The organism is Methylocaldum sp. GT1TLB (assembly GCF_051027445.1).
In the GTDB taxonomy this organism is placed as follows: domain Bacteria; phylum Pseudomonadota; class Gammaproteobacteria; order Methylococcales; family Methylococcaceae; genus Methylocaldum.
The window spans coordinates 2,719,894-2,740,748 of sequence record NZ_CP194898.1 but is presented as its reverse complement, the minus strand read 5'-3'; the positions used below and the strand labels follow the sequence as shown (position 1 = coordinate 2,740,748).

The following is a 20,855-nucleotide window of genomic DNA, read 5'->3' as shown; positions in this document are numbered from 1 at the left end:
CGAGATAAAGGCGATTGCACTGCGGCTTTGGCGTCCGCATGTTTGCCCTGGGATGCGGTAATATCAGCCTGAGATTTTGAATGTTCCCAACGAAGGAGGCCGCCCATGGGGCTTGCACTTCGCGATTCCGAACGTCATACCTACGGCGATTATCTATCCTGGCCGGAAGGTGTCCGCTATGAACTGATCGACGGCAGGGCCTATCTCATGGCGCCCGCCCCGAATCTGGAGCATCAGGATATAGCCGGGGAGATTTACCGGCAATTGAGCAATGCCCTGGAAGGCAAGCCTTGTCGCGCCTTCATTGCTCTGGTCGCTGTCCGTTTGTCCAAGGCTGGCGAATCGGACGAAGCTATCGATACCGTGGTGTAGCCAGACGTTATGGTTGTGTGTGATGAATCCAAGCTGGACCGACGCGGAGTGAGAGGCGCGCCGGTGTGCGGGAATATTGGCTGGTGCATCCAACGGACCGGATGGTTACCGTATATCGGCTGCTAAATGGCGAATATGGTAAGCCGGACGTTCAGGAGCTTTCGCGCGAAACCCGCGTTGGCGTGTGGCCGGATGTTGCGGTGGCTTGGGATGACCTGGTTCGCCGCTTGCCGCGACCGGAATTTTGACGAGAACAATAAAGCCCCGGTGCGCTCCATGCACACGGGGTTATCGCCCGCTTGGTTGGCTATCAAGACAGATCGTGGTGGTTATCACGCGGGGTGCGGCAGGCTTTCGTAATTTTGCGGAACGCCGGACCAATCAGGGTGCCGGGAACCGTTCGGCAAGTCGATCCTCACTCCAAGGTAATGCGTCGTCAACCAAAGCGCCGATGGCGGGGTGTTTGTCCTAGGTTCGGGAAACATTATCCAGGCTTTTTCTTCAACTGCCGATTCAAGTCCAGCAGTTGTTGCTCAAGCTTTGGCAGAGACTCACGAATGGTATCCCATGCGACTTCCAGATCGATCTCGAAATAGCCGTGGGCCATTCTGTTTCGCATACCTCGCATCGGTTTCCAGGGTATTTCGGAATGCTTGGCAGCGAGGTCCGGATATTCGTTGACCAATTTAGTGGCCGCCGCGCCAATGACCAGAATATTCAGTATCACCGCCTGCTGCGTCTTACGGATCAGCGAAAAAGTTCTCCTTTGTCACTCCGTTGGTGTATTCGCGTGCCAGCCGGATGGCTTCAAGCATATGACCCAGGTAATCAGCCGCACGAAGTCGGTGTTTGTCGTCGCTCACAGCGGGGCGGCCTCCTGGAGAACCTTGCTCCGGATTTCCGCAGGGAGGTCTCCGGGCGTAAGCAGGTCGACCGGCACGCCGAGTAACTCTTCAAGCGCGATCTGCAGTCCACCGAGATCAAGCAGCGTCGTTCCGGGAAGGGGATCGATCAGGATGTCGAGATCGCTCCGATCGGTATCCTCGCCGTACAGAACAGAGCCGAATACGCGAGCATTTCGGGCACGGCTTCGGTCGACCAACCGACGGATATCTTCACGATGCGCTTGCAGAGCTTCGGAGGGTTTCATGTGAATAGGCTAGACGCTTGTAATTTGTGGAGCGTTTAACCGGTAGCGCAGGCGTTGTTCATCCAACTGGCGCCCTTTGACTGGGCTTAAGAGGTCATCTATATATTATGTATATTTTGCCACCTTTGAGTTCCTTGATCCGAATTCTCTGTGAGCGAAAAACAAAAACCCCGGATGCGCTCCATGCACCCGGGGTTATCGCCTGCTTGGTTGGCTATCAAGTCACGTCCTGGTGGTTATCCCTAGAGGATAGCTGTCCTTACCTCCTTGTCGGCGACTGAATGAGTGTGGCAGAAAATTCGTTTCAGACTAAGTCGGAAAATGCTGAAAATTGTGTAAGCTTTGGCTTACATGCGGAGCGGGGCGTCCATTGTCGTGAATCGGGCTTAGCAAGACCGCGTGGCCGTTATATCATTAAGGGCCGATTTATTATTCAGAAGATCTCTTGCCGTTCATGATTAGCCGTATCGCCGATGTTGACCGCAATACACTGGAAACCCAAGTGCGGGTTTGTCTGAACCTGGATGGAGTCGGCACGGGTGTTTTCGAAACCGGTGTTCCTTTCCTCGACCATATGTTGGATCAGGTGGCACGGCACGGATTGATCGACCTTGAGGTACGTGCGAAAGGCGATCTGCACATTGATGCCCACCACACGGTGGAAGACATCGGCATTACGCTGGGCCAGGCGGTGGAAAAAGCTTTGGGGAGCAAAAAGGGGATACGGCGTTACGGTCATGCCTATATTCCCCTGGACGAAGCTTTGTCGCGCGTCGTGATTGATTTTTCCGGGCGGCCAGGTTTATCTTACGACGTAACTTTTACGCGTGCCCGGATAGGCGAATTCGATGTCGATTTGTTTCTCGAGTTTTTTCGGGGATTCGTCAATCACGCAAAAGTCACCTTACATATCGATAATCTGAAGGGACAAAATGCCCACCATATTGCCGAAACCGTGTTCAAGGCTTTCGGTCGTGCCATGAGAATGGCCATAGAACCGGATACCAGGATGCAGGATGTCGTCCCTTCGACTAAAGGAATGATTTAGAAAACTTATACGGGACTCTCGTTCGATTCGCTTTTATCCATGTCTTCCGTTGCAGTCATCGATTATGGGATGGGAAATCTGCATTCCATAGCCAAGGCGCTTCAACACGCCCACTCCAAAACCGCCGTGATCGTCACGGACAATCCCGAAACAATTCTCAAAGCCGACCGGGTCGTATTCCCAGGGGTCGGGGCGATCCGCGATTGCATGAATGCATTGGCTGATCGGGACCTCGTAACCATCATCGAACGGGCGGCGGCCTCGAAACCGCTCTTAGGTATTTGCCTGGGGATGCAGGCCCTGCTCGAGGAAAGCGAGGAAAACGGCGGAACAGCTTGCCTGGGTTTGATTCCCGGCCGGGTCGTACGCTTCGCCGATGGAGTGGCAGACGCTGCCGGTCAGCCCTTGAAAATTCCACATATGGGATGGAACCGCGTCAGCCAGCAGGAGGCCGATCATCCGTTATGGCGAGGCATCGCTTCCGACAGTTGGTTTTATTTCGTTCACAGCTACTTCGCGCGACCGACTGATTCCCGAAACGTTGCGGCGACCACCGACTATTCGGAACCCTTCGCTTCGGCGCTGGCGCGCGAAAACATCTTTGCCGTTCAGTTTCATCCTGAAAAGAGCCAGGAAGCCGGATTGCGATTGCTGGCTAATTTTCTAAACTGGGACCCGGGGCGATAAGGCACCGATCATTCACTCTATCCGTTACTGAGGATTTTTTTATGCTTTTGATACCTGCTATCGATCTGAAAGATGGCAAGTGTGTCCGTTTGCGGCAGGGCCGCATGGAAGACGATACGGTTTTTTCCGACGACCCGGTGGCGATGGCGGGGAAATGGGTGTCGGAAGGGGCGAAGCGCCTTCATTTGGTGGATTTGGACGGTGCCTTTGCGGGGATTCCGCGCAATGCGGAGGTTATCCACGCCATACGCGAAGCTTATCCGGATGTACAAATCCAGGTGGGCGGTGGAATCCGGGATGAAGAGACGATTCAGGGTTACCTGAACGCCGGCGTCGATTACGTCATCATTGGTACCAAGGCAGTCAGTGCGCCTCATTTCGTGCGGGAGGTCGCGGCGGAGTTTCCGAACCATATTATCGTCGGTCTGGACGCGAAGGACGGCAAAGTAGCGATAGACGGCTGGTCGAAGTTGTCGCATCACGATGTGATCGATTTGGCTCAAAAATTCGAGGACGATGGCGTTGAAGCCATCGTTTACACCGACATCAGCCGGGACGGCATGATGGAGGGCGTCAATGTCGAGGCAACCGCAAGGCTGGCTCGCTCCATACGCATTCCGGTGATTGCGTCGGGCGGCATCCGGAGTATTCAGGATATTCACGCCCTGGGCAGTGTGGTTGGCGACGGCGTCATGGGCGCCATAACCGGCCGCGCTATTTATGAGGGCACCCTTAACTTTGCCGAAGCCCGTAAAGTAGCGGAAGAATACTGATCCATGCTTGCCAAGCGCATTATCCCCTGCCTGGACGTCGACAATGGACGCGTGGTCAAGGGCGTCCGCTTCGTCGATATCAAAGATGCGGGAGATCCCGTCGAGATTGCTAGGCGTTACGACCGGGAGGGCGCGGACGAACTGACTTTTCTCGACATTACCGCCAGTTCGGACAATCGCGACACGATGGTGCACGTGGTGGAGCAAGTGGCGGGCGAAGTGTTTATCCCCCTTACGGTAGGAGGCGGCATCCGAACGCTCGAAGATATCCGCCGCATGCTGAATGCCGGCGCCGATAAGGTCAGTATCAATACCGCCGCAGTCGCCCGGCCGGAGTTCGTGCGCGAAGCGGCGGAGCGTTTCGGCTCTCAGTGTATCGTCGTCGCTCTCGATGCCAAGCAGGTGTCCGAAGACCCAAAGCGGTGGGAGATCTTTACTCACGGCGGGCGCAAGCCGACCGGCCTTGATGCCATCGAGTGGGCGCGTCGCATGGTGGCTTACGGAGCCGGCGAAATCCTCTTGACCAGCATGGATCGGGACGGCACCAAACAAGGGTTCGATCTGGAACTGACTCGCGCAATCAGCGAGGCCGTATCCGTTCCGGTGATCGCCTCGGGCGGTGTCGGCAATTTGCAGCATTTGGCCGACGGGATCTTGCAGGGCAAAGCCGATGCGGTGCTGGCAGCCAGCATTTTCCATTTCGCCGAATACACCATTCGGCAGGCCAAGGAATACTTGGCGGCTCAAGGCATCGAGGTGCGGCTGTGACGGAACTGGCGTGGCTCGACGAAATCCGCTGGACGTCCGAAGGGCTGGTTCCCGTCATTACGCAGGAGGCGGCCACGGGGCAGGTTCTCATGTTCGCCTGGATGAACCGGGAAGCTTTGCGGCTTACCGCCGAGGAAGGCTATGCCGTCTACTGGTCGCGCTCGCGGAATCGGCTTTGGCGGAAGGGCGAGGAATCCGGGAATCGGCAGAAAGTTCTGGAAGTTCGCCTGGATTGCGACGAGGATGTGATTTTGCTCGCGGTCGAACAGGCCGGCGGAATCGCCTGTCATACCGGACGGCATCACTGCTTTTTTCGGGTGCTGCGGGATGGCTGCTGGGAGACGGTGGAACCTGTCCTGAAATCTCCGGAAACGATGTATAAGCGCTGATATGGACGTGTTGAAGGAGTTGGCTAGGGTGCTCGAGGAACGGAAATCTCAGGATCCGCAAAAATCCTATGTGGCGAGTCTTTATGCCAAAGGGCTCGATGCTATCTTGAAAAAGATCGGCGAGGAGGCCACCGAAACCGTAATGGCCGCCAAGGACGGAAACCTCGACAAGATTGTCTACGAAGTTGCGGATTTGTGGTTTCACAGCCTGGTATTGCTCGCTCATCAAGGGTTGAGTCCGGATCAGGTATTGGCCGAATTGCAGAGGCGGTTCGGTCTCTCGGGGCTCGAAGAAAAAGCGGGACGCGACGACAAGTCCGGTTAGAGCGTTTTTCACCGAAGTTCAGTGGTAAGGATAGGGAAATTCGTAGGTCGTTGAGGAGCTTTGTCGGCAAAGGATTGCCGACCTACGAAATCTAAAGCGTTTTTCATCGCGGTATAGCGGCGGGCATAGGAAAACCGCCCCGTACCCAGTCGAAGTAGGTCGGCAATCCCTTGCCGACGCTCCGCCGGACGTTCATGGAATCGAGCCGAAACGCAGATGCAACGCCCAGGTCGTTGAGCTGCCCGCGATCAGGAAGCCAAGCACCGCGATCCAGGCCTTGCGGCGATATCGTTTGGTCAATGTGCCCTGTGGAACGACCGATAGCAGATAAGGACGGCCATAACCGGGCTTTTTCATCAGGTGGAACTCGGTTTGCTTCGTTCTTTTGCGCCAGGATGCCATGACTTCACGCTCGGCGTGCTGCCGGGCGATTTCCCACTCCTCCGCATCGATCTCGCCGTCGCCGTTCTTGTCGAAGCGCTTGAGAAGCTCGGAACGGTTTCTCTTCCAGCGGATTAACAGATCGCCTACCTCGTTATGGAAGCTGGTGCCTTCGGAACTTCCGAGAGACACGAACTGACCGATCGCATAAAGCGGATCGTTTGCCTCGATGCGGTATTCCGTGTAGCGATACGGTCCGGACGAGAACAGTGAATCCCAAAATCCGGTTTGCAGCGGTGGGTATCCTGGTCGCGCGAGCTGCCCGCGCCATTTGAGTCGAATGGACGGCGTGACCTCCGCGCCTTCGGGATCGACAATGCACCGTCCGGTGTCGTCTTCCAGGTGGAAGATGGCCTCGCTAACGCCGCTCTCAATGGTTTGCCATCGTGTCGTGCGGTGGCCGTCTTCATAGTCGGTCACTTGCTTTTCAACTTTGTAACTGTACCAAACGCAGCGTGCGCCGCTAAGCGGGGCATGGATCGGCTCGCCATCCATCAATTGGGCTCGACCGTCGAGTTCGACGTAACCCTGGGCTGCCGACCGGACCTTGGCCGTGGGCGTGTCGGCGATCAGGCGAGCGCGATGTAGCCAGCGGAATGCGAGAAAGAATAAGGCCGCTCCGGTCAGGGCGACAAGCCCTGTCGCCAGCCAGAAGTGCTGTGGAGAGGATTCGAGGATGAGGTCGCGAAATAGCACGGCTTTCGCCTTAGCCGAACAGCGCCTTTAGATCCACATCGCGTTTTTCTTCTTCCGTGAATTCCAGCAATTCGAAGGGTTTGAAGTTGAATAACCGGGCGATGATCACATCCGGAAATTCTTCCAGCCGGACATTGTTGTTATTGACGCTCTCGTTGTAGAACTCGCGGCGGTCGGCGATGGCGTTTTCTAGTCCGGTAATCCGGGATTCCAGTGCCCGAAAGGAAGCGTCCGCCTTCAGTTCAGGGTAACTCTCCGCTACCGCGAAGAGCTGCATCAATCCTTGCCGTAGCTGGCTTTCCGCCGCCCCCAGAGCATGCAGATTGGAGGACTCCCGTGCCGCAAAGATCCCGGCACGGGCCTGCATGACTTTTTCCAGCGTCTCCCGCTCGTGTTGCATGTACTGCTTGCAGGTTTCGACGAGTTTCGGCAATTCGTCGTGACGCTGTTTGAGCAGCACGTCGATGTTGGACCACGCTTTTGCGGTATCATGCTTCAAATTGACCAGCCGGTTGTAGATCAAGATGGCGTACACGATCACGAACAAGATCGTGCCGACCAGAATGAAACCGCCTACGCTCATAATCTCTCCTCGCGTTCTTGAAGTTGAATCAGGGCTTGGAGAAGTATAGACGGCGGGCCCGGCGCATCATTTGATCAATCGGAGTGTCGTAAGGTGACGATTCAGATTTATAACGGTGTCGAGCCGAAATTGGGAACAGGAACTTACATTGCCGACAGTGCGCTGGTGATCGGTGACGTGACATTGGGCAACGACGTCTCCATTTGGCCGATGGTGGTCGCGAGAGGCGATGTGCACCGAATCGAGATTGGCGACGAAACCAATATTCAGGACGGCTGCGTGCTGCACGTCACCCAACGAAGCCGCTACAACGAAGAGGGCAATGCCTTGATCGTCGGGCGGGGTGTCACCGTGGGGCACCGGGCGGTACTGCATGGGTGCACCATCGGTGATCTATGTCTGATCGGCATCGGTGCGGTGATCATGGACGGTGCCGTCGTGGAGGACCGGGTAATGATCGGTGCGGGGGCTTTGGTGCCGCCCGGCAAGCGTTTGGAAGGCGGTTTTCTTTACGTGGGATCGCCGGCGAAACAGGCACGCCCGCTCAAGGAGGCCGAGCTGGAATATTTAAGTTTTTCCAAGGACGGTTACGTGCGTTTGAAGAATCAATATCTGAGTGATGCCAGATTGCTTGGCGCTTAGCACTAGCGACCACGCTCCCGATTGAGAATGTCGATCACGGGATGCGTTTCCGGCCGTATGCCCCGCCAGATAAAAAACGCCTCGGCCGCTTGTTCGACCAACATGCCGATGCCGTCAACGCTGACATCGGCCCCCACATCTTTTCCCCATCGGACGAACGGTGTGGGCTCCGTCCCATAGGCGAGATCGTAGCAACATCCGCCGGCTCGGAGAATATTCTTCGGCAGATCCGGCAGTTCGCCAATCAGGCTGGCGGCGGTGGCGTTCAGAACGAGATCGAAGGATTCCGTGCCCAAGTCTGAAAAGCCGCATCCGGCGATCGGGCCGAGATCCCCAAACTCCTCTGCCAGCCGGACCGCTTTGTCGGGTGTGCGGTTGGCGATCACCAGGCAAGACGGACCTCGCTCCAACAGTGGACCAATAATGCCGCGGCTTGCGCCGCCCGCGCCCAAAAGAAGGACTCGGCGGTTTTCCAAGGAAAGTCCGAGATTGACCGTAAGGTCTCGCATCAAGCCGACGCCGTCGGTGTTGTCCCCGTAAATCGTTCCATCCGGACGTAAGGCCAAGGTATTGACGGCTTTGCTGCGTTCCGCGCGCTCACTTTTGGAATCGGCAATTTTCCAGGCGAGTTCCTTGAGGGGAACGGTGCAATTCAAGCCTTTCCCGCCACCGGCGAAAAAGTCTCGCACGCGGATTTCGAACGTTTCCGGCAGAACGTCTTGCGCGGTATAGGTCAGACGCTCTCCGGTCTGTTCTGCAAAAAGCGCGTGAATACGGGGCGATTTGCTGTGGCCGATGGGGTGACCGAAGACGGCATAACGATCTGCTGGCAGCATGACTAGGTGAATCCGGCGGAAATCTTGATGAAGACAGTTTTAGGTTTCAGCCTTTGCGCAGTTTAGGTGCTCTGTCTCATGGCGTCTTCGCGAAGCCATTCGGCAACGGTCCTGGCGTAATAGGTCAGAATGGCGTCCGATCCTGCGCGCTTGAGCGCCAGCAAAGATTCGAGCACGGTCTTGCGCTCGTCGAGCCAGCCGTTTTGTGACGCGCCTTTGAGCATGGCGTATTCCCCGCTGACTTGGTAGGCGAACGTAGGGACGCCAAAGCGGTCTTTGACGCGGCGGATGATGTCCAGATAAGGCAATCCCGGTTTGACCATGACCATGTCCGCGCCTTCCGCCAAATCGAGCTCGACTTCCCGCAGGGCCTCATCGGAATTGGCGGGATCCATCTGGTAAGTGTATTTGTCGCCGCTCCCCAGGTTGGCCGCCGAGCCCACGGCATCTCGGAAAGGTCCGTAGAAGGCGGAGGCGTACTTGGCGGAATAGGCGAGAATACGCGTGTGGACGAATCCTTTCTCTTCCAATGCGTCCCGGATTGCGCCGATGCGCCCGTCCATCATGTCCGAAGGCGCCACGATGTCGGCGCCGGCTTCCGCATGGGACAGCGCCTGTTTCACGAGTACTTCGACGGTTTCGTCGTTGACCACGTAGCCGTTTTGATCTACGAGCCCGTCTTGGCCGTGAGTCGTGAAAGGGTCTAGAGCGACATCGGTGATGACACCCAGTTCCGGCAGCTGTCGTTTCAGTAGGCGTACCGCTCGTTGCACCAAACCCTCAGCATTGTAAGCCTCGCGTGCGTCATCCGTTTTTTTGTCGGGTGACGTTACGGGAAAGAGTGCGATGGCGGGAATGCCAAGCCGAAAAGCCTTTTCGCTTTCGCGTAACAGCAAGTCGATGCTTAGTCGCTCGACGCCGGGCATAGAAGCGACCGGTTCCCGCCGATTTTCGCCTTCCAAGATGAAAAGAGGGTAAATCAAATCATTGGTGGAAAGCTGTGTTTCCCGCACTAAGCGCCGGCTGAATTCATTCCGTCTCATTCGGCGCAAGCGAACATTGGGGTAAGAAATGCTATTATTTAACGACATGGTGGCCGGTTTATTGCGTGGGACACAGAGGAACTCGGTAGTTTAGTGCATGCCGCCGAGTTATGATAAGAATATTAAAAAGTCAGCAGGAGTTTTTAAATGAAATTTACTAAGTCTTCCTTCGGCCTGGCAAGTTGGGCCGTTGCATTGTCGTTGCTGTTAAGCTTCTGGGGAGCGGCAGCGTGGGCGGAGGAAGGATTACTCCCTCCACAGCAGGTTATCCAGCACAGTGCCGACGAGCTGCAAACCACGCTGCAAAAGCCGGAATACAAGGGCGATTTCAGGAAAGCTACTCAGTTCGTTGATGGCATCATCGAACCGCATGTGGATTTCGATCGTGTGTCGATGTTGATTTTAGGAAAGTATTGGAAGACGGCGACGCCCGAGCAAAAAGAACGTTTTAAAAAGGAATTCCGGATGCTGCTTGTGCGTACGTATACCACCGCCTTTACCGAATACGCCAACTGGAAAATCCGTTATCTGCCGCTGCAGATGAAGCCGGAGGACAAGAAGGTTATGGTCCGTACCGAAATTCTCCAGGCGGGTGCTCAACCCGTGGCGGTCAACTATCGAATGGTGTTCACCAAAAACGATTGGAAAGTGTACGACGTATTGATCGAGGGCATCAGTTTGCTACAGAACTATCGTGCCAGCTTTACCGATGAGGTTGCCCGTACCGGCTCCCTCGATCAATTGATTTCACACCTGGCAGAGCGCAACGCTACCGCCATGAAAGAGCCGCTCGGGGCAGCGGGCGGCGGCGATAAAAGAGGCTCATAGCCAGTCTCTAGGTTTCAGGTAATTCTTGTACAGATTATCTTCGGCGCTACCTTCCTGCGGCTTCCAGTTATAGCGCCAATGCGCGATCGGCGGCAGAGACATTAGAATGGATTCTGTCCTGCCGCCCGATTGCAATCCAAACAAAGTTCCTCGGTCATAAACCAGGTTGAATTCGACGTATCGTCCGCGGCGATAGAGCTGAAATTCGCGCTCCCGTTCGCCGTAGGGCATATCCTTCCGTTTTTGGACGATCGGAACATAAGCCTTGATGTAATGATCTCCGACGCTGCGCAAAAAATCGAAGCAGCGATCGAACCCCCATTCATTGAGATCGTCGAAAAATAATCCTCCGATGCCCCGGGTTTCATTGCGGTGTTTGAGAAAAAAGTATTCATCGCACCAGCGCTTGAACTTGGGGTAAATATCTTCGCCAAAGGGAAGACAGGCATCCCGGGCTACAGTGTGCCAATAAATCGCATCTTCTTCGAAGGGATAATAGGGTGTGAGATCGAAGCCGCCGCCAAACCACCATACCGGCGTTTCGTTTTCCTTCTCCGCGAGGAAAAAACGGATATTGGCATGAGAGGTCGGGACATATGGATTCAGAGGGTGAATGACCAGGGATACGCCTACGGCTTGAAATGTCCGGCCTGCGAGTTCTGGCCGATGCGCAGTGGCGGAGGGTGGCAGATTTCTGCCGAACACGTGGGAGAAATTGACGCCGCCCTGCTCGAACGTTTTTCCGCCGGTCAATACGCGGGTTCTTCCTCCGCCGCCACCATTGTATTGCCAAAGATCCTCCAGAAATCGTGCGTCTGGTTCCTCGTTTTCCAGGGCGAGACAGATTTTGTCTTGGAGGTCTTGAAGATAAGCTTTAACTTGTAAGATATCGGGTGTGTTCATTCGGCGATCTTCCCGTAAAAGTCGAGTGTGGATGGGAGTCTCCGGGATGTTGTTCGGCTCGAGCGCTTTGCGGCTTTCTTCTTCTAAATGGACGACGAGATTGTAGCACGGTGGAATAGGGATGTTGTTGCCTCGAAAACATTATGAGTCCCGAAGGGGAAACGGAAACCAACAAGGTAAGCGGCGCCCCAAAGAATGGCGGCAACCCATTGAACGAGAATGTCCAATTGTAATTTGAGCCTGAAGGTTTATTCGGATCTGTTTTCGGTGCTTGGCCGGCCGTACTTGCGTACTTGGCTGGACGGGTTGCCGACTCGGTTGGACGCGGTTTTTAGCTCCGCGCGGCATGGCGATTGGCCGGCTTGGCAGGCCGCACTCGATGGCCTGCCAAAAATCGATGCGTCCGTGGTCGATTTGAATGCCGATAGCATCCTTGTCGATGGGGGATGCAACGAAGAACAGCGGGACCGTATCGAGAGTCTGCTGCTCAGGCTTCATCCGTGGCGCAAGGGTCCATATGCCATTCATGGCATTCATATCGATACTGAATGGCGCTCCGATCTTAAATGGCGCAGGCTGAAAGATCATATTCAGCCGCTTGAAGGCCGAACCGTGTTGGATGTCGGCTGTGGAAATGGTTACCACGCCTGGCGCATGATTGGATGCGGGGCCGAGTTGGTGATCGGAGTTGATCCGACACTCTTAAATGTCGCGCAATTTCTGGCGATCAAGCATTTTGCCGGCGATTTTCCGGTTCATGTGCTTCCCTTGGGTATAGAGGACGTTCCGCTCAATCTTCGTGCCTTCGACACCGTTTTTTCGATGGGGGTGCTTTACCATCGTCGTTCGCCTTTCGATCATCTTTTGGAGCTCAAGGGCTGTCTCAGATCCGGCGGTGAATTGGTCTTGGAGACTTTGGTCGTCGACGGTGGGCTGGGTCAGGTTTTGGTGCCCGAGGATCGCTATGCGCAGATGCGCAATGTGTGGTTCATTCCGTCCTGCGCTACCTTGTTATCGTGGCTAAGGCGATGCGGTTACCGAAACGGTCGGGTCGTCGATGTGACGAGGACCACAGCCGACGAGCAACGCTCCACGGACTGGATGCGCTTTCAGTCTCTGTCCGATTTCCTGGACCCGGCCAACCCGGAACTGACGATCGAGGGCTTGCCCGCGCCGGTGCGAGCGGTGTTCATCGCCGAGAGCCCTTAGAATCGGAAACCACCGCTGGCGTAAAATTATCCCTCTATCCTTTGTTCCTCCCTCGCATATTTCTTCATGAAAACACCCTGTATCGGTTTTGTCAGCCTTGGCTGTCCCAAGGCGTTGGTAGATAGTGAACGCATTCTGACCAAGTTGCGTGCCGAAGGTTACAGCCTCGTTCCGACATATAAGGACGCTGATCTTGTCGTTGTGAATACCTGCGGATTCATCGATGCCGCGGTCGAGGAGTCCCTGGACGCCATAGGCGAGGCTTTGAAAGAGAACGGTAAGGTCATCGTTACGGGATGTCTGGGCGTTCGCGAGAGCGAGATTCGATCCCGCCATCCTCAAGTACTGAAGGTTACCGGCGCCCATGCCTATGAAGAGGTTGTCGAGGCGGTGCATGAGCATTTGCCGCCTCTTCACGATCCTTTTGTCGATCTGGTGCCGCCGGAAGGAGTCAAACTAACGCCTCGCCATTATGCTTACCTGAAGATCTCCGAGGGCTGCAATCATCGCTGCACGTTTTGCATTATTCCGAGCTTGCGCGGTGATCTGGTCAGCCGCCCCATCGGCGACGTGATGGCGGAAGCGGAGCGCCTAGTTTCGGCTGGAGTGAAGGAACTGCTCGTCGTATCGCAAGATACCAGCGCCTACGGCATCGATTTGAAGTATCGAACCGGCTTCTGGGGCGGGCGTCCGCTCAAGACCCGCTTCTATGATTTGGCCAAGGCTCTGGGGGAGTTCGGGGTTTGGGTGCGGATGCATTATGTTTATCCCTATCCCCACGTGGATGAAGTGATCCCGCTCATGGCGGAGGGAAAAATCCTGCCCTATCTGGACATTCCGTTCCAGCACGCCAGCGCCCGAATTCTGAAGCTGATGAAGCGTCCGGCAGCCGCAGAGGATGTCTTGGCCCGGATCGCCGAGTGGCGGAACATCTGCCCGGAAATCACGCTTCGCAGTACGTTCATCGTCGGCTTTCCGGGGGAAACCGAGGCGGATTTTGAGCAGCTGTTGGCGTTTCTTCAAGAAGCCCAGCTCGACCGGGTCGGGTGCTTTACCTATTCGCCCGTCAAGGGCGCGGTTGCCAACGAGTTATCCGATGTTGTGCCGGAAGCCGTGAAAGAAGAACGCCTCGCACGGTTTATGGAGGTTCAGGCTCAAATCAGCGCTGATAGGCTGCAGTCGAAGATCGGGTTGCAGGAAATCGTTTTGGTCGACGAGGTTGTGGAGGAGGGAGCGGTCGCTCGCAGCCGGGCCGATGCTCCTGAAATCGATGGCCAAGTATTTATCGATGGCGCGACCCATTTGAAGGTCGGCGACTGGGTCGAGGTGGTTCTTGAGGATGCCGACGACCACGATTCGTGGGCGCGTCTCGCAAACCGTTAGATTTGTAGGCGGCTATCCGGCGAAGAAAGATAGCCGCCTCGTTCTGCGAATCGAATCAGCCGTGGTGATGTCCGCCCGGGCCATGTACGTGGCCGTGATCCAACTCATCGGGCGTAGCATCGCGAACGTCCGTGATTTCAACCTCGAAATTCAAAGTAAGGCCGGCCATCGGATGATTGCCGTCCAGGACTACCTCGTCATCGTCTACGCCGATTACCGTAAGCAGCTGAAGACCTTCCGGAGACTGCGCTTGAAATTGCATGCCAGGCAGTATCTCTTGTCCCTCTTCAAAGGCCGTTTTCGGTACCGACTGAATAAGGTCGTCGTCTCGCAAGCCATACGCTTCTTCCGGCGGAATGCTGACCTTGAGCTTGTCGCCCACGGCGCGACCGGTTAACGCATTCTCCAGTCCGGGAATGATGTTGCCCATGCCGTGAATATAGGCCAATGGACCTTGATCCTTGGAACTGTCGAGGATGTCGCCGTCATCGCTGGTGAGGGTGTAGTGGATATGGACCACTTTGCGGGGTGATACTTGCATGAGATACCCTTGCTGTCGCGGTGGTTGAAATTCCCATCATAACGAGTTTTCACTATGATAGACAGCGTTTTTCCGATTTAGATCAAGCGACAAAGCGATAAGGAGATTTTTTGGGTTTCCCGGCGGGTTTGCTTTGTTCCTTGTAGATGAGATACACGAAAATCCCCATCAATGCTGTCAAAATCCCGCATTTCACCCGCAGCAGAAAATCCAGTTTCGCGATCCAGTGCGGATGAGAGAGGATGAACTCGTTCATCTGGCTGAACCAGTTCTCAAACATAAGCACGACTCCTCGAAATACTCTGGATGAGTGAACTTTCTTCTTAGAACCGATCTTACTCGTTTGAATCCGTAATTTTTCAAAAATCGGTGTTGATGATCTGAGCCGATCGACGCTGTTGTGATACGGAAGCAGATCGAGGGTCCGGCACGTTGAGTGTGCCCGCCGCCTAAGGTAACATTCCGGCTTCTTTTAGGTCTAACGAATAAGATACTCCTCTGCCAATCTTCAACTTCGTCAAAAGGTTGTTCAAATTGCCGCAGCCCAAGCCGGAGGCAGCGGTGAGCGTTAGGATTTATCCGCGATCTGAACACATGATTTCCCGATCGATGATCAGCGATAACGCGCTAAAGGTGCTTTATCGCCTGAAGAAATCCGGGTATCAGGCTTATTTGGTCGGCGGTTGCGTACGCGACTTGCTTTTGGGGCGCGAGCCGAAAGATTTCGACGTGGTAACCAGCGCGCATCCCGAAGAGATCAGGGCGATTTTCCGCAATTGCCGTTTGATCGGTCGGCGTTTTCGCCTCGCTCATGTGCATTTCGGCGAGGAAATTATCGAAGTGGCAACCTTTCGAGGGCTCGCAGGCGAGGAGAGTCACGGGGGGCGCATCATCGAGAATGGCCGCATCCTTAGGGATAACGTCTATGGAACCATCGAAGAGGACGCCTTCCGCCGCGATTTCACGGTTAATGCGTTGTATTACAACATCAATGATTTTTCCGTGGTGGATTACGTCGGCGGCATGGAGGATCACAAGGCCGGTATGCTGAGACTAATCGGCGACCCGGAGCAACGTTATCGGGAGGACCCGGTACGGATGCTGCGGGCGTTACGCTTCTCCGTCAAACTCGGCTTTACCATTCATCCGAGCTGCGCCGATCCGATCAAACGGTTTTCGAGTCTGCTACAGGAAATTCCGCCGGCTCGTCTTTATGAAGAGGTTCTTAAGCTGTTCTTGTCCGGTTATGCGGTACAGACTTTCGAACAGCTCAGGCACTACGGTTTGTTCGCGGCACTGTTTCCCGAGACGGAGCGGTGTTTGGCCAAGGAGCAGCAGGGGTTTCCGCTGACATTCTTGGCCAAAGCCTTGGAACGGACCGATCAGCGAGTGCAAGAGGGAAAACCGGTAGCGCCATATTTTCTGTTCGCGGCCTTGTTGTGGGAACCGGTTCGGGCGGGCGCGCAAGCCCGAATCAAGGCCGGAGAAAGCGATATTTTGGCCTATCAGGAAGCTGCGGGTGAGGTGATTGCACGGCAAGTTCGTCATACCGCTTTGCCCCGGACGGTCAGTCTACCGGCTCGGGAGGTTTGGGCCTTGCAGCCGCGTTTTGAACGGATTGTCGGCTCACGGCCGTTTCGTTTGTTGACCCATCCCCGCTTTCGTGCCGCTTACGATTTCCTGTTGCTCCGGGCCGAGACCGGAGAGGCCGAGCCGTCGCTCGCCGAGTGGTGGACTCGATTCCAGCAGGCCGACGAAGCCGAGCGGAAAGCCATGACGAGTCCCGGCCGGCGCCGCTCCGGCAGATCCCGGTCGCGTAAACGCAAATCGCGCTCTGAATCTTCTGCCAATGTTTCCGTCTGATCATGTTGTGCCATTCGATAAAACGGCGGCCTATATCGGTCTGGGCGCCAATTTGGGCGATCCCATCGAAACCATCAAGTCGGCGCGCTCGGCTATTAGTAAGATAGAGGGTATCCGGGAGTTGGCTTTTTCGAGCCTTTATTGCAGTGCGCCCATGGGACCGGGCGATCAGCCCGATTACATCAATGCCGTAATGTCGGTCGAAACGACATTGGGGCCGCTGGAGTTGTTGCGCGAACTTCAGGCCATAGAGACGGCTCACGGGCGGGTGCGCAAGGGCGAACGCTGGGGACCTCGGACGCTGGACCTGGATTTGTTGCTGTACGGGTGCGAAATCATAGCGAGCGAAGTGCTGACCGTCCCTCATCCGGGAATCGCGGACCGCGAGTTCGTGCTGTATCCGCTCGAGGAGATCGCGCCGGAGCTCGAGATTCCCGGCAAGGGGCGATTGGCTGATCTGGTTCGGAAGTGTCCGCAACGAGGATTGAGGGTAATCGAGCATGTATGATGCGGCCAAGGCTTTGACTATTCCGGATCTCGCGGCGATGAAACGGCGCGATGAAAAAATCGTGGCTCTTACCGCTTACGATGCCAGCTTCGCCAAACTCATGGACGATGCCGGCGTGGATCTGGTTTTGGTCGGCGATTCCTTGGGAATGGTCGTGCAAGGCGAGCCGACGACGTTGCCGGTGACCTTGGACGATATGGTCTACCATACCCGGTGCGTGGCGCGCGGAATTCGCCGCGCCGTATTGGCGGCGGACATGCCGTTCGCCAGTTATTCCGGTCCGGCGCAGGCGATCGATAGCGCCGCTAGGTTGATACGTGGCGGGGCACATATGGTCAAGATCGAAGGCGGGCGGAAGCGGGTCGAGATCGTTCGTGCCTTGGTAGAGCAGAATATTCCCGTTTGCGGTCACTTGGGGCTGCTGCCTCAATCGGTTCATCAGGTCGGCGGTTATCTCGTGCAGGGAAAAGAAGAAAAAGCCGCACAGGCAATCCTCGAGGATGCCTTGATTCTTCAGGAAGCGGGTATTAGTGTGTTGGTGCTCGAATGTGTGCCGGCGACCTTGGCCGGCGAGATTACGGCGGCTCTCGATATCCCGACGATCGGCATAGGTGCGGGTCCGGGCTGTGGGGGCCAGATTCTCGTACTGTACGATATGCTCGGCATCACGCCGGGCAAGCGCCCCAAGTTTTCCAGAAATTTTCTTCAAGGCGCCGAGGATATTCCGTCGGCTATCCGCAATTACGCAGACGATGTGAGATCCGGCCGGTTCCCGGCGTTGGACCACAGTTTTTAGCGGTTCTTTCGGCGGATAATCCAAGGCTCGTCATGCTCATTATCGAATCCATAAGCGATTTGCGCCAAGCCGTGCGGGAATGGCGTTCGAAAGATCTTTCCGTGGCTTTCGTGCCGACCATGGGAAACCTGCATGCCGGGCACGTGCATCTTGTCCGCGAGGCGAAGCAACTCGCCGATAAGGTTGTGGTGAGCGTCTTCGTCAATCCGACTCAATTCTCTCCCGGCGAAGATTTCGATGCCTACCCGCGAACGCCCGCGGAAGATTCGGAAAAGCTTCGCAGCGCGGCAGTCGATCTCCTGTTCATGCCTTCGGTGGCCGAGCTGTATCCCACGGGTTCGGGGGTTACAACTTTCGTCGAGGTGCCGGGTTTGTCCGATGAACTCTGCGGTCGGTTCCGGCCGGGACATTTCCGAGGCGTCGCCACTATCGTCAGCAAGCTCTTCAACCTGGTGCAGCCCGATGTCGCGCTGTTCGGCGAGAAGGATTATCAGCAGCTGTTGATAATCCGCCGTATGGTGGCGGATCTCGATTTTCCCGTGCGCATTCGCTCCGTCCCGACCATCAGAGAGCCGAGCGGATTGGCGATGAGTTCTAGAAATGCGTATCTCACGAGCGAGCAGAAGGAACAGGCGGCTATCTTGTATCGCTGCCTTTGCCTCGCGGCGGAGGCAATTTGCAGGGGCGATAGCGATTTCGACCGTATCGAACGGCAGCAGATCGAAACCTTGCAAGCCGCCGGATTTCGTCCGGATTATTTCAGCGTCCGGCGCGAATCCGATCTGGTACCGGCAGGACAGGACGATTCCCATCTCGTCATACTGGCAGCGGCCTGGCTGGGCAAAACTCGCTTGATCGATAACGTTCGGCTGACGCGCTCCTAATGAATGGGAGCGCTAATTCTTTCCGTTCAAGGCGGTCCTGATGATGTCGCTATTGACGAATCGGCCGGCTTCGGTTCGGACGAATTCCTCGAACTCCCGTGCCACTGCGGACAGGCGTTTGCCGGCCCGATGCACGATGTACCATTGGCGCATGATGGGAAACGATTCCGCATCTAAAACGACCACCCGGCCGTCTTCCAGTTCGCGTTCTACGGTATGTATTGAAACAATGCCAAGCCCGAGTCCTTCTTCCACGCCCTGTTTGATGGCGCCGTTGGTGTTCATTTCCATGCTGGCGGAAATTTGCACGCCCTTTTCCGACAAGAAGCGCTCGACCGCATTGCGGGTGCCGGATCCCTGCTCCCGCATGAGGAAGGTTTCATGATTCAGTTCGCTCAACGGAATGCTCTTTTGGCCCGCCAACGGATGATTGGCGGGGGCGATGGCGACCAAGGGGTTGTCCATAAATGCTTCTGCCGTCAAGTCCTGATCCTCCGGCGGCTGCCCCATCAGTACGATGTCGGCCTCATTGTCGTCGAGTTGCTGGAGCAGCCCTTTGCGGTTGGTGACTTTAAAGCTGACCTTAACTTTCGGATAACGCCGGCAAAAATCGGCCAAAAGGCGGATAGCGAAATAATGAACGGTACTGGCAACCGACACGGCCAAACGCCCGCCTTCCGTGCCTTTCAGTTCCTCGATCAGTTGTTCGGCTTCTTCCAATTGCAACGAGATGGTGCGGCTCAGCCGATATAGTTCTTCCCCGGCCCGGGTCAGGTAAATTTTTTTGCCCAACCTCTCGAATAACGGCAAACCGATGACATCCTCGAATTGTTTGATTTGCATCGAAACGGCAGGTTGCGTCAGATAAAGCTCCTCCGCCGCGCGGGTGAAGCTCAGGCGGCGTGCCACCCTCTCAAAGACTTTTAACTGCCGAAGTGTAATGTTCATGCTTTCGCGCCAACAGGCAATCTATAAAGAATTATTTATCTTGAAAGTATGGACTCATTGATTCTTCTTATGCAATATCCTCAGGCCGGTGTTCAGTCGTGATCTTAAATTCAGCAAGGGTAGCGCAGAGCTTCGACGTGGCGGCAGTCTGCCACCGTCGTTCCGTGGACTATGGTTGAATTAGGCGTTTTCAGGGGGCGGCGGTGATGAGGTGGTTGGTCGATATCGCTTTTTGCCCGTACTGCGTCGTCGCCGCTTGCATCGGGTTGGATGCAGTCTGCCGTGAATTTAGGGTGGCCTCGTGGTCCATACATGCGCCCGTGCGGTTAGAATAACGAAATAGGAGGAGGCTCTCATGTCCAAGAAACATCCCGTCATCGCTGTCACCGGTTCGTCGGGTGCAGGTACGACTACCGTAAAACAGGCGTTCGAGCATTTGTTCTTTCGGCTGAACATTGAGCCGGCGGTGGTGGAGGGTGACAGTTTTCACCGTTACGACCGTGCCGAAATGCGTAGCCATATCGCCAATGCTCAAGCGGAGGGCCGGCATTTCAGTCACTTCGCCGTCGAGGCGAACTTGCTCGAGGATTTAGAAAGCTTGTTCCGGCAGTACAGCGAAACTGGCACCGGCAAGCGTCGCTATTACATCCACAACGAGGAAGAAGGCCAGCGTCTGGGGGGGTACAAACCGGGTACCTTCACGCCGTGGGGCGATATTCCCGAGGGAACCGACTTATTGTTTTATGAGGGATTGCACGGCGCTGTGAAGAACGAGGTCGTGAATATTCCGCAATATGCGGACCTCTTGGTGGGTGTGGTCCCCATCGTCAATCTGGAATGGATTCAGAAAATCCACAGGGATACTGCGGAACGCGGCTACAAGCCGGAGGACGTGACCGATACGATTCTGCGACGCATGTACGATTACGTGAAGGTCATCACTCCGCAGTTCTCCCAGACGGATATCAATTTTCAGCGAGTGCCTCTGGTCGATACCTCGAACCCATTCATCGCACGTGACATTCCGTCGCCGGACGAAAGCCTCGTGATTATCCGCTTCAAGAATCCACGCAAGTTCAACGTAGATTTCCAAAATCTTTTGTCGATGATCAAGGACTCGTTCATGTCCCGCTACAACTCGATCGTCGTGCCCGGCGGCAAGATGGGGCTGGCCATGGAAATCATTTTCCGCCCCATTCTCGAGCGGATGATGGAAGAGAAGAAAAATGCTTGACCGAG

27 protein-coding genes are annotated in these 20,855 nt (G+C 55.6%); 17 read left to right on the top strand and 10 right to left on the bottom strand.

What is annotated here, in order from left to right:
- Positions 1-105 precede the first annotated feature (105 nt).
- On the top strand, positions 106-372 hold the full coding sequence (locus tag ACR2R1_RS11895) for a Uma2 family endonuclease (RefSeq protein WP_245245423.1): 267 nt from the start codon (positions 106-108) through the stop codon (positions 370-372).
- A gap of 101 nt (positions 373-473) precedes the next feature.
- On the top strand, positions 474-620 hold the full coding sequence (locus ACR2R1_RS11890) for a hypothetical protein (protein ID WP_245245437.1): 147 nt from the start codon (positions 474-476) through the stop codon (positions 618-620).
- Positions 621-856: 236 nt separating this feature from the next.
- On the opposite strand, the gene ACR2R1_RS11885 is transcribed toward ACR2R1_RS11890, so the two are convergent.
- Positions 857-1,099: a HepT-like ribonuclease domain-containing protein gene (locus ACR2R1_RS11885; protein WP_348529935.1), complete on the bottom strand. Its 243-nt coding sequence runs from the start codon at positions 1,097-1,099 to the stop codon at positions 857-859.
- A 132-nt stretch (positions 1,100-1,231) separates the two neighbouring features.
- On the bottom strand, positions 1,232-1,522 hold the full coding sequence (locus tag ACR2R1_RS11880) for a nucleotidyltransferase family protein (protein WP_077728519.1): 291 nt from the start codon (positions 1,520-1,522) through the stop codon (positions 1,232-1,234).
- Between the two features lie 454 nt (positions 1,523-1,976).
- Between ACR2R1_RS11880 and hisB the strand changes: the two genes are divergently transcribed.
- Genes hisB through ACR2R1_RS11850 form a run of 6 tightly spaced genes read left to right on the top strand, consistent with a single transcriptional unit; the run spans position 1,977 to position 5,512 of the window.
- Positions 1,977-2,570 carry an imidazoleglycerol-phosphate dehydratase HisB gene (gene hisB / locus ACR2R1_RS11875; RefSeq protein WP_086135138.1) on the top strand — a complete coding sequence of 198 codons (594 nt, stop codon included), beginning with the start codon at positions 1,977-1,979 and terminating at the stop codon, positions 2,568-2,570.
- 39 nt (positions 2,571-2,609) lie between these two features.
- Positions 2,610-3,257, top strand: coding sequence for an imidazole glycerol phosphate synthase subunit HisH (gene hisH / locus ACR2R1_RS11870; protein WP_210023763.1), 648 nt, complete (start codon positions 2,610-2,612; stop codon positions 3,255-3,257).
- 41 nt (positions 3,258-3,298) lie between these two features.
- Positions 3,299-4,030: a 1-(5-phosphoribosyl)-5-[(5-phosphoribosylamino)methylideneamino]imidazole-4-carboxamide isomerase gene (hisA, locus tag ACR2R1_RS11865; RefSeq protein WP_077728516.1), complete on the top strand. Its 732-nt coding sequence runs from the start codon at positions 3,299-3,301 to the stop codon at positions 4,028-4,030.
- Positions 4,031-4,033: 3 nt separating this feature from the next.
- On the top strand, positions 4,034-4,798 hold the full coding sequence (gene hisF / locus ACR2R1_RS11860; RefSeq protein WP_077728515.1) for an imidazole glycerol phosphate synthase subunit HisF: 765 nt from the start codon (positions 4,034-4,036) through the stop codon (positions 4,796-4,798).
- A 5-nt stretch (positions 4,799-4,803) separates the two neighbouring features.
- Entirely contained in the window at positions 4,804-5,187 is a 384-nt protein-coding gene (hisI, locus tag ACR2R1_RS11855; RefSeq protein ID WP_434101847.1) for a phosphoribosyl-AMP cyclohydrolase, read from the top strand.
- 1 nt (position 5,188) lies between these two features.
- The gene (locus ACR2R1_RS11850; RefSeq protein ID WP_077728513.1) at positions 5,189-5,512 is read left to right on the top strand and encodes a phosphoribosyl-ATP diphosphatase; all 324 of its coding nucleotides are present in this window, start codon (positions 5,189-5,191) and stop codon (positions 5,510-5,512) included.
- A 192-nt stretch (positions 5,513-5,704) separates the two neighbouring features.
- Here the strand turns inward: ACR2R1_RS11850 and ACR2R1_RS11845 are convergent, their stop codons facing one another.
- The gene (locus tag ACR2R1_RS11845; protein ID WP_434110219.1) at positions 5,705-6,649 is read right to left on the bottom strand and encodes a GIDE domain-containing protein; all 945 of its coding nucleotides are present in this window, start codon (positions 6,647-6,649) and stop codon (positions 5,705-5,707) included.
- A 10-nt stretch (positions 6,650-6,659) separates the two neighbouring features.
- Positions 6,660-7,232: a LemA family protein gene (locus ACR2R1_RS11840; protein WP_434110217.1), complete on the bottom strand. Its 573-nt coding sequence runs from the start codon at positions 7,230-7,232 to the stop codon at positions 6,660-6,662.
- 93 nt (positions 7,233-7,325) lie between these two features.
- On the opposite strand from ACR2R1_RS11840, the gene ACR2R1_RS11835 reads away from it, so the two are divergent.
- Positions 7,326-7,874, top strand: a complete 549-nt coding sequence (locus tag ACR2R1_RS11835) for a gamma carbonic anhydrase family protein (protein ID WP_077728510.1) — start codon at positions 7,326-7,328, stop codon at positions 7,872-7,874.
- A 2-nt stretch (positions 7,875-7,876) separates the two neighbouring features.
- On the opposite strand, the gene aroE is transcribed toward ACR2R1_RS11835, so the two are convergent.
- Both aroE and hemB read right to left on the bottom strand, forming a co-directional pair.
- The gene (gene aroE, locus ACR2R1_RS11830; RefSeq protein WP_086135143.1) at positions 7,877-8,710 is read right to left on the bottom strand and encodes a shikimate dehydrogenase; all 834 of its coding nucleotides are present in this window, start codon (positions 8,708-8,710) and stop codon (positions 7,877-7,879) included.
- A 62-nt stretch (positions 8,711-8,772) separates the two neighbouring features.
- Positions 8,773-9,801 carry a porphobilinogen synthase gene (hemB, locus tag ACR2R1_RS11825; protein WP_347258827.1) on the bottom strand — a complete coding sequence of 343 codons (1,029 nt, stop codon included), beginning with the start codon at positions 9,799-9,801 and terminating at the stop codon, positions 8,773-8,775.
- Positions 9,802-9,900: 99 nt separating this feature from the next.
- On the opposite strand from hemB, the gene ACR2R1_RS11820 reads away from it, so the two are divergent.
- Positions 9,901-10,581 (top strand): MlaC/ttg2D family ABC transporter substrate-binding protein, encoded by a 681-nt coding sequence (locus ACR2R1_RS11820; RefSeq protein ID WP_077728507.1) that lies wholly within the window; start codon positions 9,901-9,903, stop codon positions 10,579-10,581.
- On the opposite strand, the gene hemF is transcribed toward ACR2R1_RS11820, so the two are convergent.
- Positions 10,576-11,484, bottom strand: a complete 909-nt coding sequence (gene hemF / locus ACR2R1_RS11815) for an oxygen-dependent coproporphyrinogen oxidase (RefSeq protein WP_086135145.1) — start codon at positions 11,482-11,484, stop codon at positions 10,576-10,578. The genes ACR2R1_RS11820 and hemF overlap by 6 nt on opposite strands.
- Before the next feature lie 219 nt (positions 11,485-11,703).
- Between hemF and cmoB the strand changes: the two genes are divergently transcribed.
- Complete coding sequence (gene cmoB / locus ACR2R1_RS11810; RefSeq protein ID WP_434110214.1) at positions 11,704-12,693, top strand: tRNA 5-methoxyuridine(34)/uridine 5-oxyacetic acid(34) synthase CmoB; 990 nt, start codon at positions 11,704-11,706, stop codon at positions 12,691-12,693.
- A 66-nt stretch (positions 12,694-12,759) separates the two neighbouring features.
- Positions 12,760-14,076 (top strand): 30S ribosomal protein S12 methylthiotransferase RimO, encoded by a 1,317-nt coding sequence (gene rimO / locus ACR2R1_RS11805; RefSeq protein ID WP_077728504.1) that lies wholly within the window; start codon positions 12,760-12,762, stop codon positions 14,074-14,076.
- Positions 14,077-14,131: 55 nt separating this feature from the next.
- Here rimO and ACR2R1_RS11800 read toward each other — a convergent pair whose 3' ends face one another.
- On the bottom strand, positions 14,132-14,617 hold the full coding sequence (locus tag ACR2R1_RS11800; protein WP_077728503.1) for an FKBP-type peptidyl-prolyl cis-trans isomerase: 486 nt from the start codon (positions 14,615-14,617) through the stop codon (positions 14,132-14,134).
- Positions 14,618-14,699: 82 nt separating this feature from the next.
- Complete coding sequence (locus ACR2R1_RS11795; protein WP_077728502.1) at positions 14,700-14,897, bottom strand: hypothetical protein; 198 nt, start codon at positions 14,895-14,897, stop codon at positions 14,700-14,702.
- Positions 14,898-15,142: 245 nt separating this feature from the next.
- Here ACR2R1_RS11795 and pcnB point away from each other — a divergent pair, with 245 nt between their 5' ends.
- From pcnB to panC, 4 genes are read left to right on the top strand one after another with little or no spacing between them, the layout of a single operon-like run.
- Positions 15,143-16,480 (top strand): polynucleotide adenylyltransferase PcnB, encoded by a 1,338-nt coding sequence (gene pcnB, locus ACR2R1_RS11790; protein WP_240502387.1) that lies wholly within the window; start codon positions 15,143-15,145, stop codon positions 16,478-16,480.
- Positions 16,481-16,487: 7 nt separating this feature from the next.
- On the top strand, positions 16,488-16,988 hold the full coding sequence (folK, locus tag ACR2R1_RS11785; protein WP_240502386.1) for a 2-amino-4-hydroxy-6-hydroxymethyldihydropteridine diphosphokinase: 501 nt from the start codon (positions 16,488-16,490) through the stop codon (positions 16,986-16,988).
- A complete protein-coding gene (gene panB, locus ACR2R1_RS11780) occupies positions 16,981-17,784 on the top strand; it encodes a 3-methyl-2-oxobutanoate hydroxymethyltransferase (protein ID WP_077728499.1) in 804 nt (267 codons plus the stop codon). Before folK ends, panB begins: the two co-directional genes overlap by 8 nt.
- A 32-nt stretch (positions 17,785-17,816) precedes the next feature.
- Positions 17,817-18,668 (top strand): pantoate--beta-alanine ligase, encoded by an 852-nt coding sequence (gene panC / locus ACR2R1_RS11775; RefSeq protein ID WP_434110211.1) that lies wholly within the window; start codon positions 17,817-17,819, stop codon positions 18,666-18,668.
- Between the two features lie 12 nt (positions 18,669-18,680).
- On the opposite strand, the gene ACR2R1_RS11770 is transcribed toward panC, so the two are convergent.
- On the bottom strand, positions 18,681-19,616 hold the full coding sequence (locus ACR2R1_RS11770) for a LysR family transcriptional regulator (RefSeq protein WP_434110209.1): 936 nt from the start codon (positions 19,614-19,616) through the stop codon (positions 18,681-18,683).
- Positions 19,617-19,971: 355 nt separating this feature from the next.
- On the opposite strand from ACR2R1_RS11770, the gene ACR2R1_RS11765 reads away from it, so the two are divergent.
- Entirely contained in the window at positions 19,972-20,850 is an 879-nt protein-coding gene (locus tag ACR2R1_RS11765; RefSeq protein WP_077728496.1) for a phosphoribulokinase, read from the top strand.
- The last annotated feature ends 5 nt before the right edge of the window (positions 20,851-20,855 follow it).

Excerpts from the sequence above, each read along its gene's own strand:
- ACR2R1_RS11895 (WP_245245423.1), top strand. The coding sequence starts at position 106 with ATGGGGCTTGCACTTCGCGATTCCGAACGTCATACCTACGGCGATTAT.
- ACR2R1_RS11890 (WP_245245437.1), top strand. The coding sequence starts at position 474 with ATGGTTACCGTATATCGGCTGCTAAATGGCGAATATGGTAAGCCGGAC.
- ACR2R1_RS11880 (WP_077728519.1), bottom strand. The coding sequence starts at position 1,522 with ATGAAACCCTCCGAAGCTCTGCAAGCGCATCGTGAAGATATCCGTCGG.
- hisB (WP_086135138.1), top strand. The coding sequence starts at position 1,977 with ATGATTAGCCGTATCGCCGATGTTGACCGCAATACACTGGAAACCCAA.
- hisH (WP_210023763.1), top strand. The coding sequence starts at position 2,610 with ATGTCTTCCGTTGCAGTCATCGATTATGGGATGGGAAATCTGCATTCC.
- hisA (WP_077728516.1), top strand. The coding sequence starts at position 3,299 with ATGCTTTTGATACCTGCTATCGATCTGAAAGATGGCAAGTGTGTCCGT.
- hisF (WP_077728515.1), top strand. The coding sequence starts at position 4,034 with ATGCTTGCCAAGCGCATTATCCCCTGCCTGGACGTCGACAATGGACGC.
- ACR2R1_RS11850 (WP_077728513.1), top strand. The coding sequence starts at position 5,189 with ATGGACGTGTTGAAGGAGTTGGCTAGGGTGCTCGAGGAACGGAAATCT.
- ACR2R1_RS11840 (WP_434110217.1), bottom strand. The coding sequence starts at position 7,232 with ATGAGCGTAGGCGGTTTCATTCTGGTCGGCACGATCTTGTTCGTGATC.
- aroE (WP_086135143.1), bottom strand. The coding sequence starts at position 8,710 with ATGCTGCCAGCAGATCGTTATGCCGTCTTCGGTCACCCCATCGGCCAC.
- hemB (WP_347258827.1), bottom strand. The coding sequence starts at position 9,801 with ATGTCGTTAAATAATAGCATTTCTTACCCCAATGTTCGCTTGCGCCGA.
- ACR2R1_RS11820 (WP_077728507.1), top strand. The coding sequence starts at position 9,901 with ATGAAATTTACTAAGTCTTCCTTCGGCCTGGCAAGTTGGGCCGTTGCA.
- hemF (WP_086135145.1), bottom strand. The coding sequence starts at position 11,484 with ATGAACACACCCGATATCTTACAAGTTAAAGCTTATCTTCAAGACCTC.
- cmoB (WP_434110214.1), top strand. The coding sequence starts at position 11,704 with ATGTCCAATTGTAATTTGAGCCTGAAGGTTTATTCGGATCTGTTTTCG.
- rimO (WP_077728504.1), top strand. The coding sequence starts at position 12,760 with ATGAAAACACCCTGTATCGGTTTTGTCAGCCTTGGCTGTCCCAAGGCG.
- ACR2R1_RS11800 (WP_077728503.1), bottom strand. The coding sequence starts at position 14,617 with ATGCAAGTATCACCCCGCAAAGTGGTCCATATCCACTACACCCTCACC.
- ACR2R1_RS11795 (WP_077728502.1), bottom strand. The coding sequence starts at position 14,897 with ATGTTTGAGAACTGGTTCAGCCAGATGAACGAGTTCATCCTCTCTCAT.
- panB (WP_077728499.1), top strand. The coding sequence starts at position 16,981 with ATGTATGATGCGGCCAAGGCTTTGACTATTCCGGATCTCGCGGCGATG.
- panC (WP_434110211.1), top strand. The coding sequence starts at position 17,817 with ATGCTCATTATCGAATCCATAAGCGATTTGCGCCAAGCCGTGCGGGAA.
- ACR2R1_RS11770 (WP_434110209.1), bottom strand. The coding sequence starts at position 19,616 with ATGAACATTACACTTCGGCAGTTAAAAGTCTTTGAGAGGGTGGCACGC.
- ACR2R1_RS11765 (WP_077728496.1), top strand. The coding sequence starts at position 19,972 with ATGTCCAAGAAACATCCCGTCATCGCTGTCACCGGTTCGTCGGGTGCA.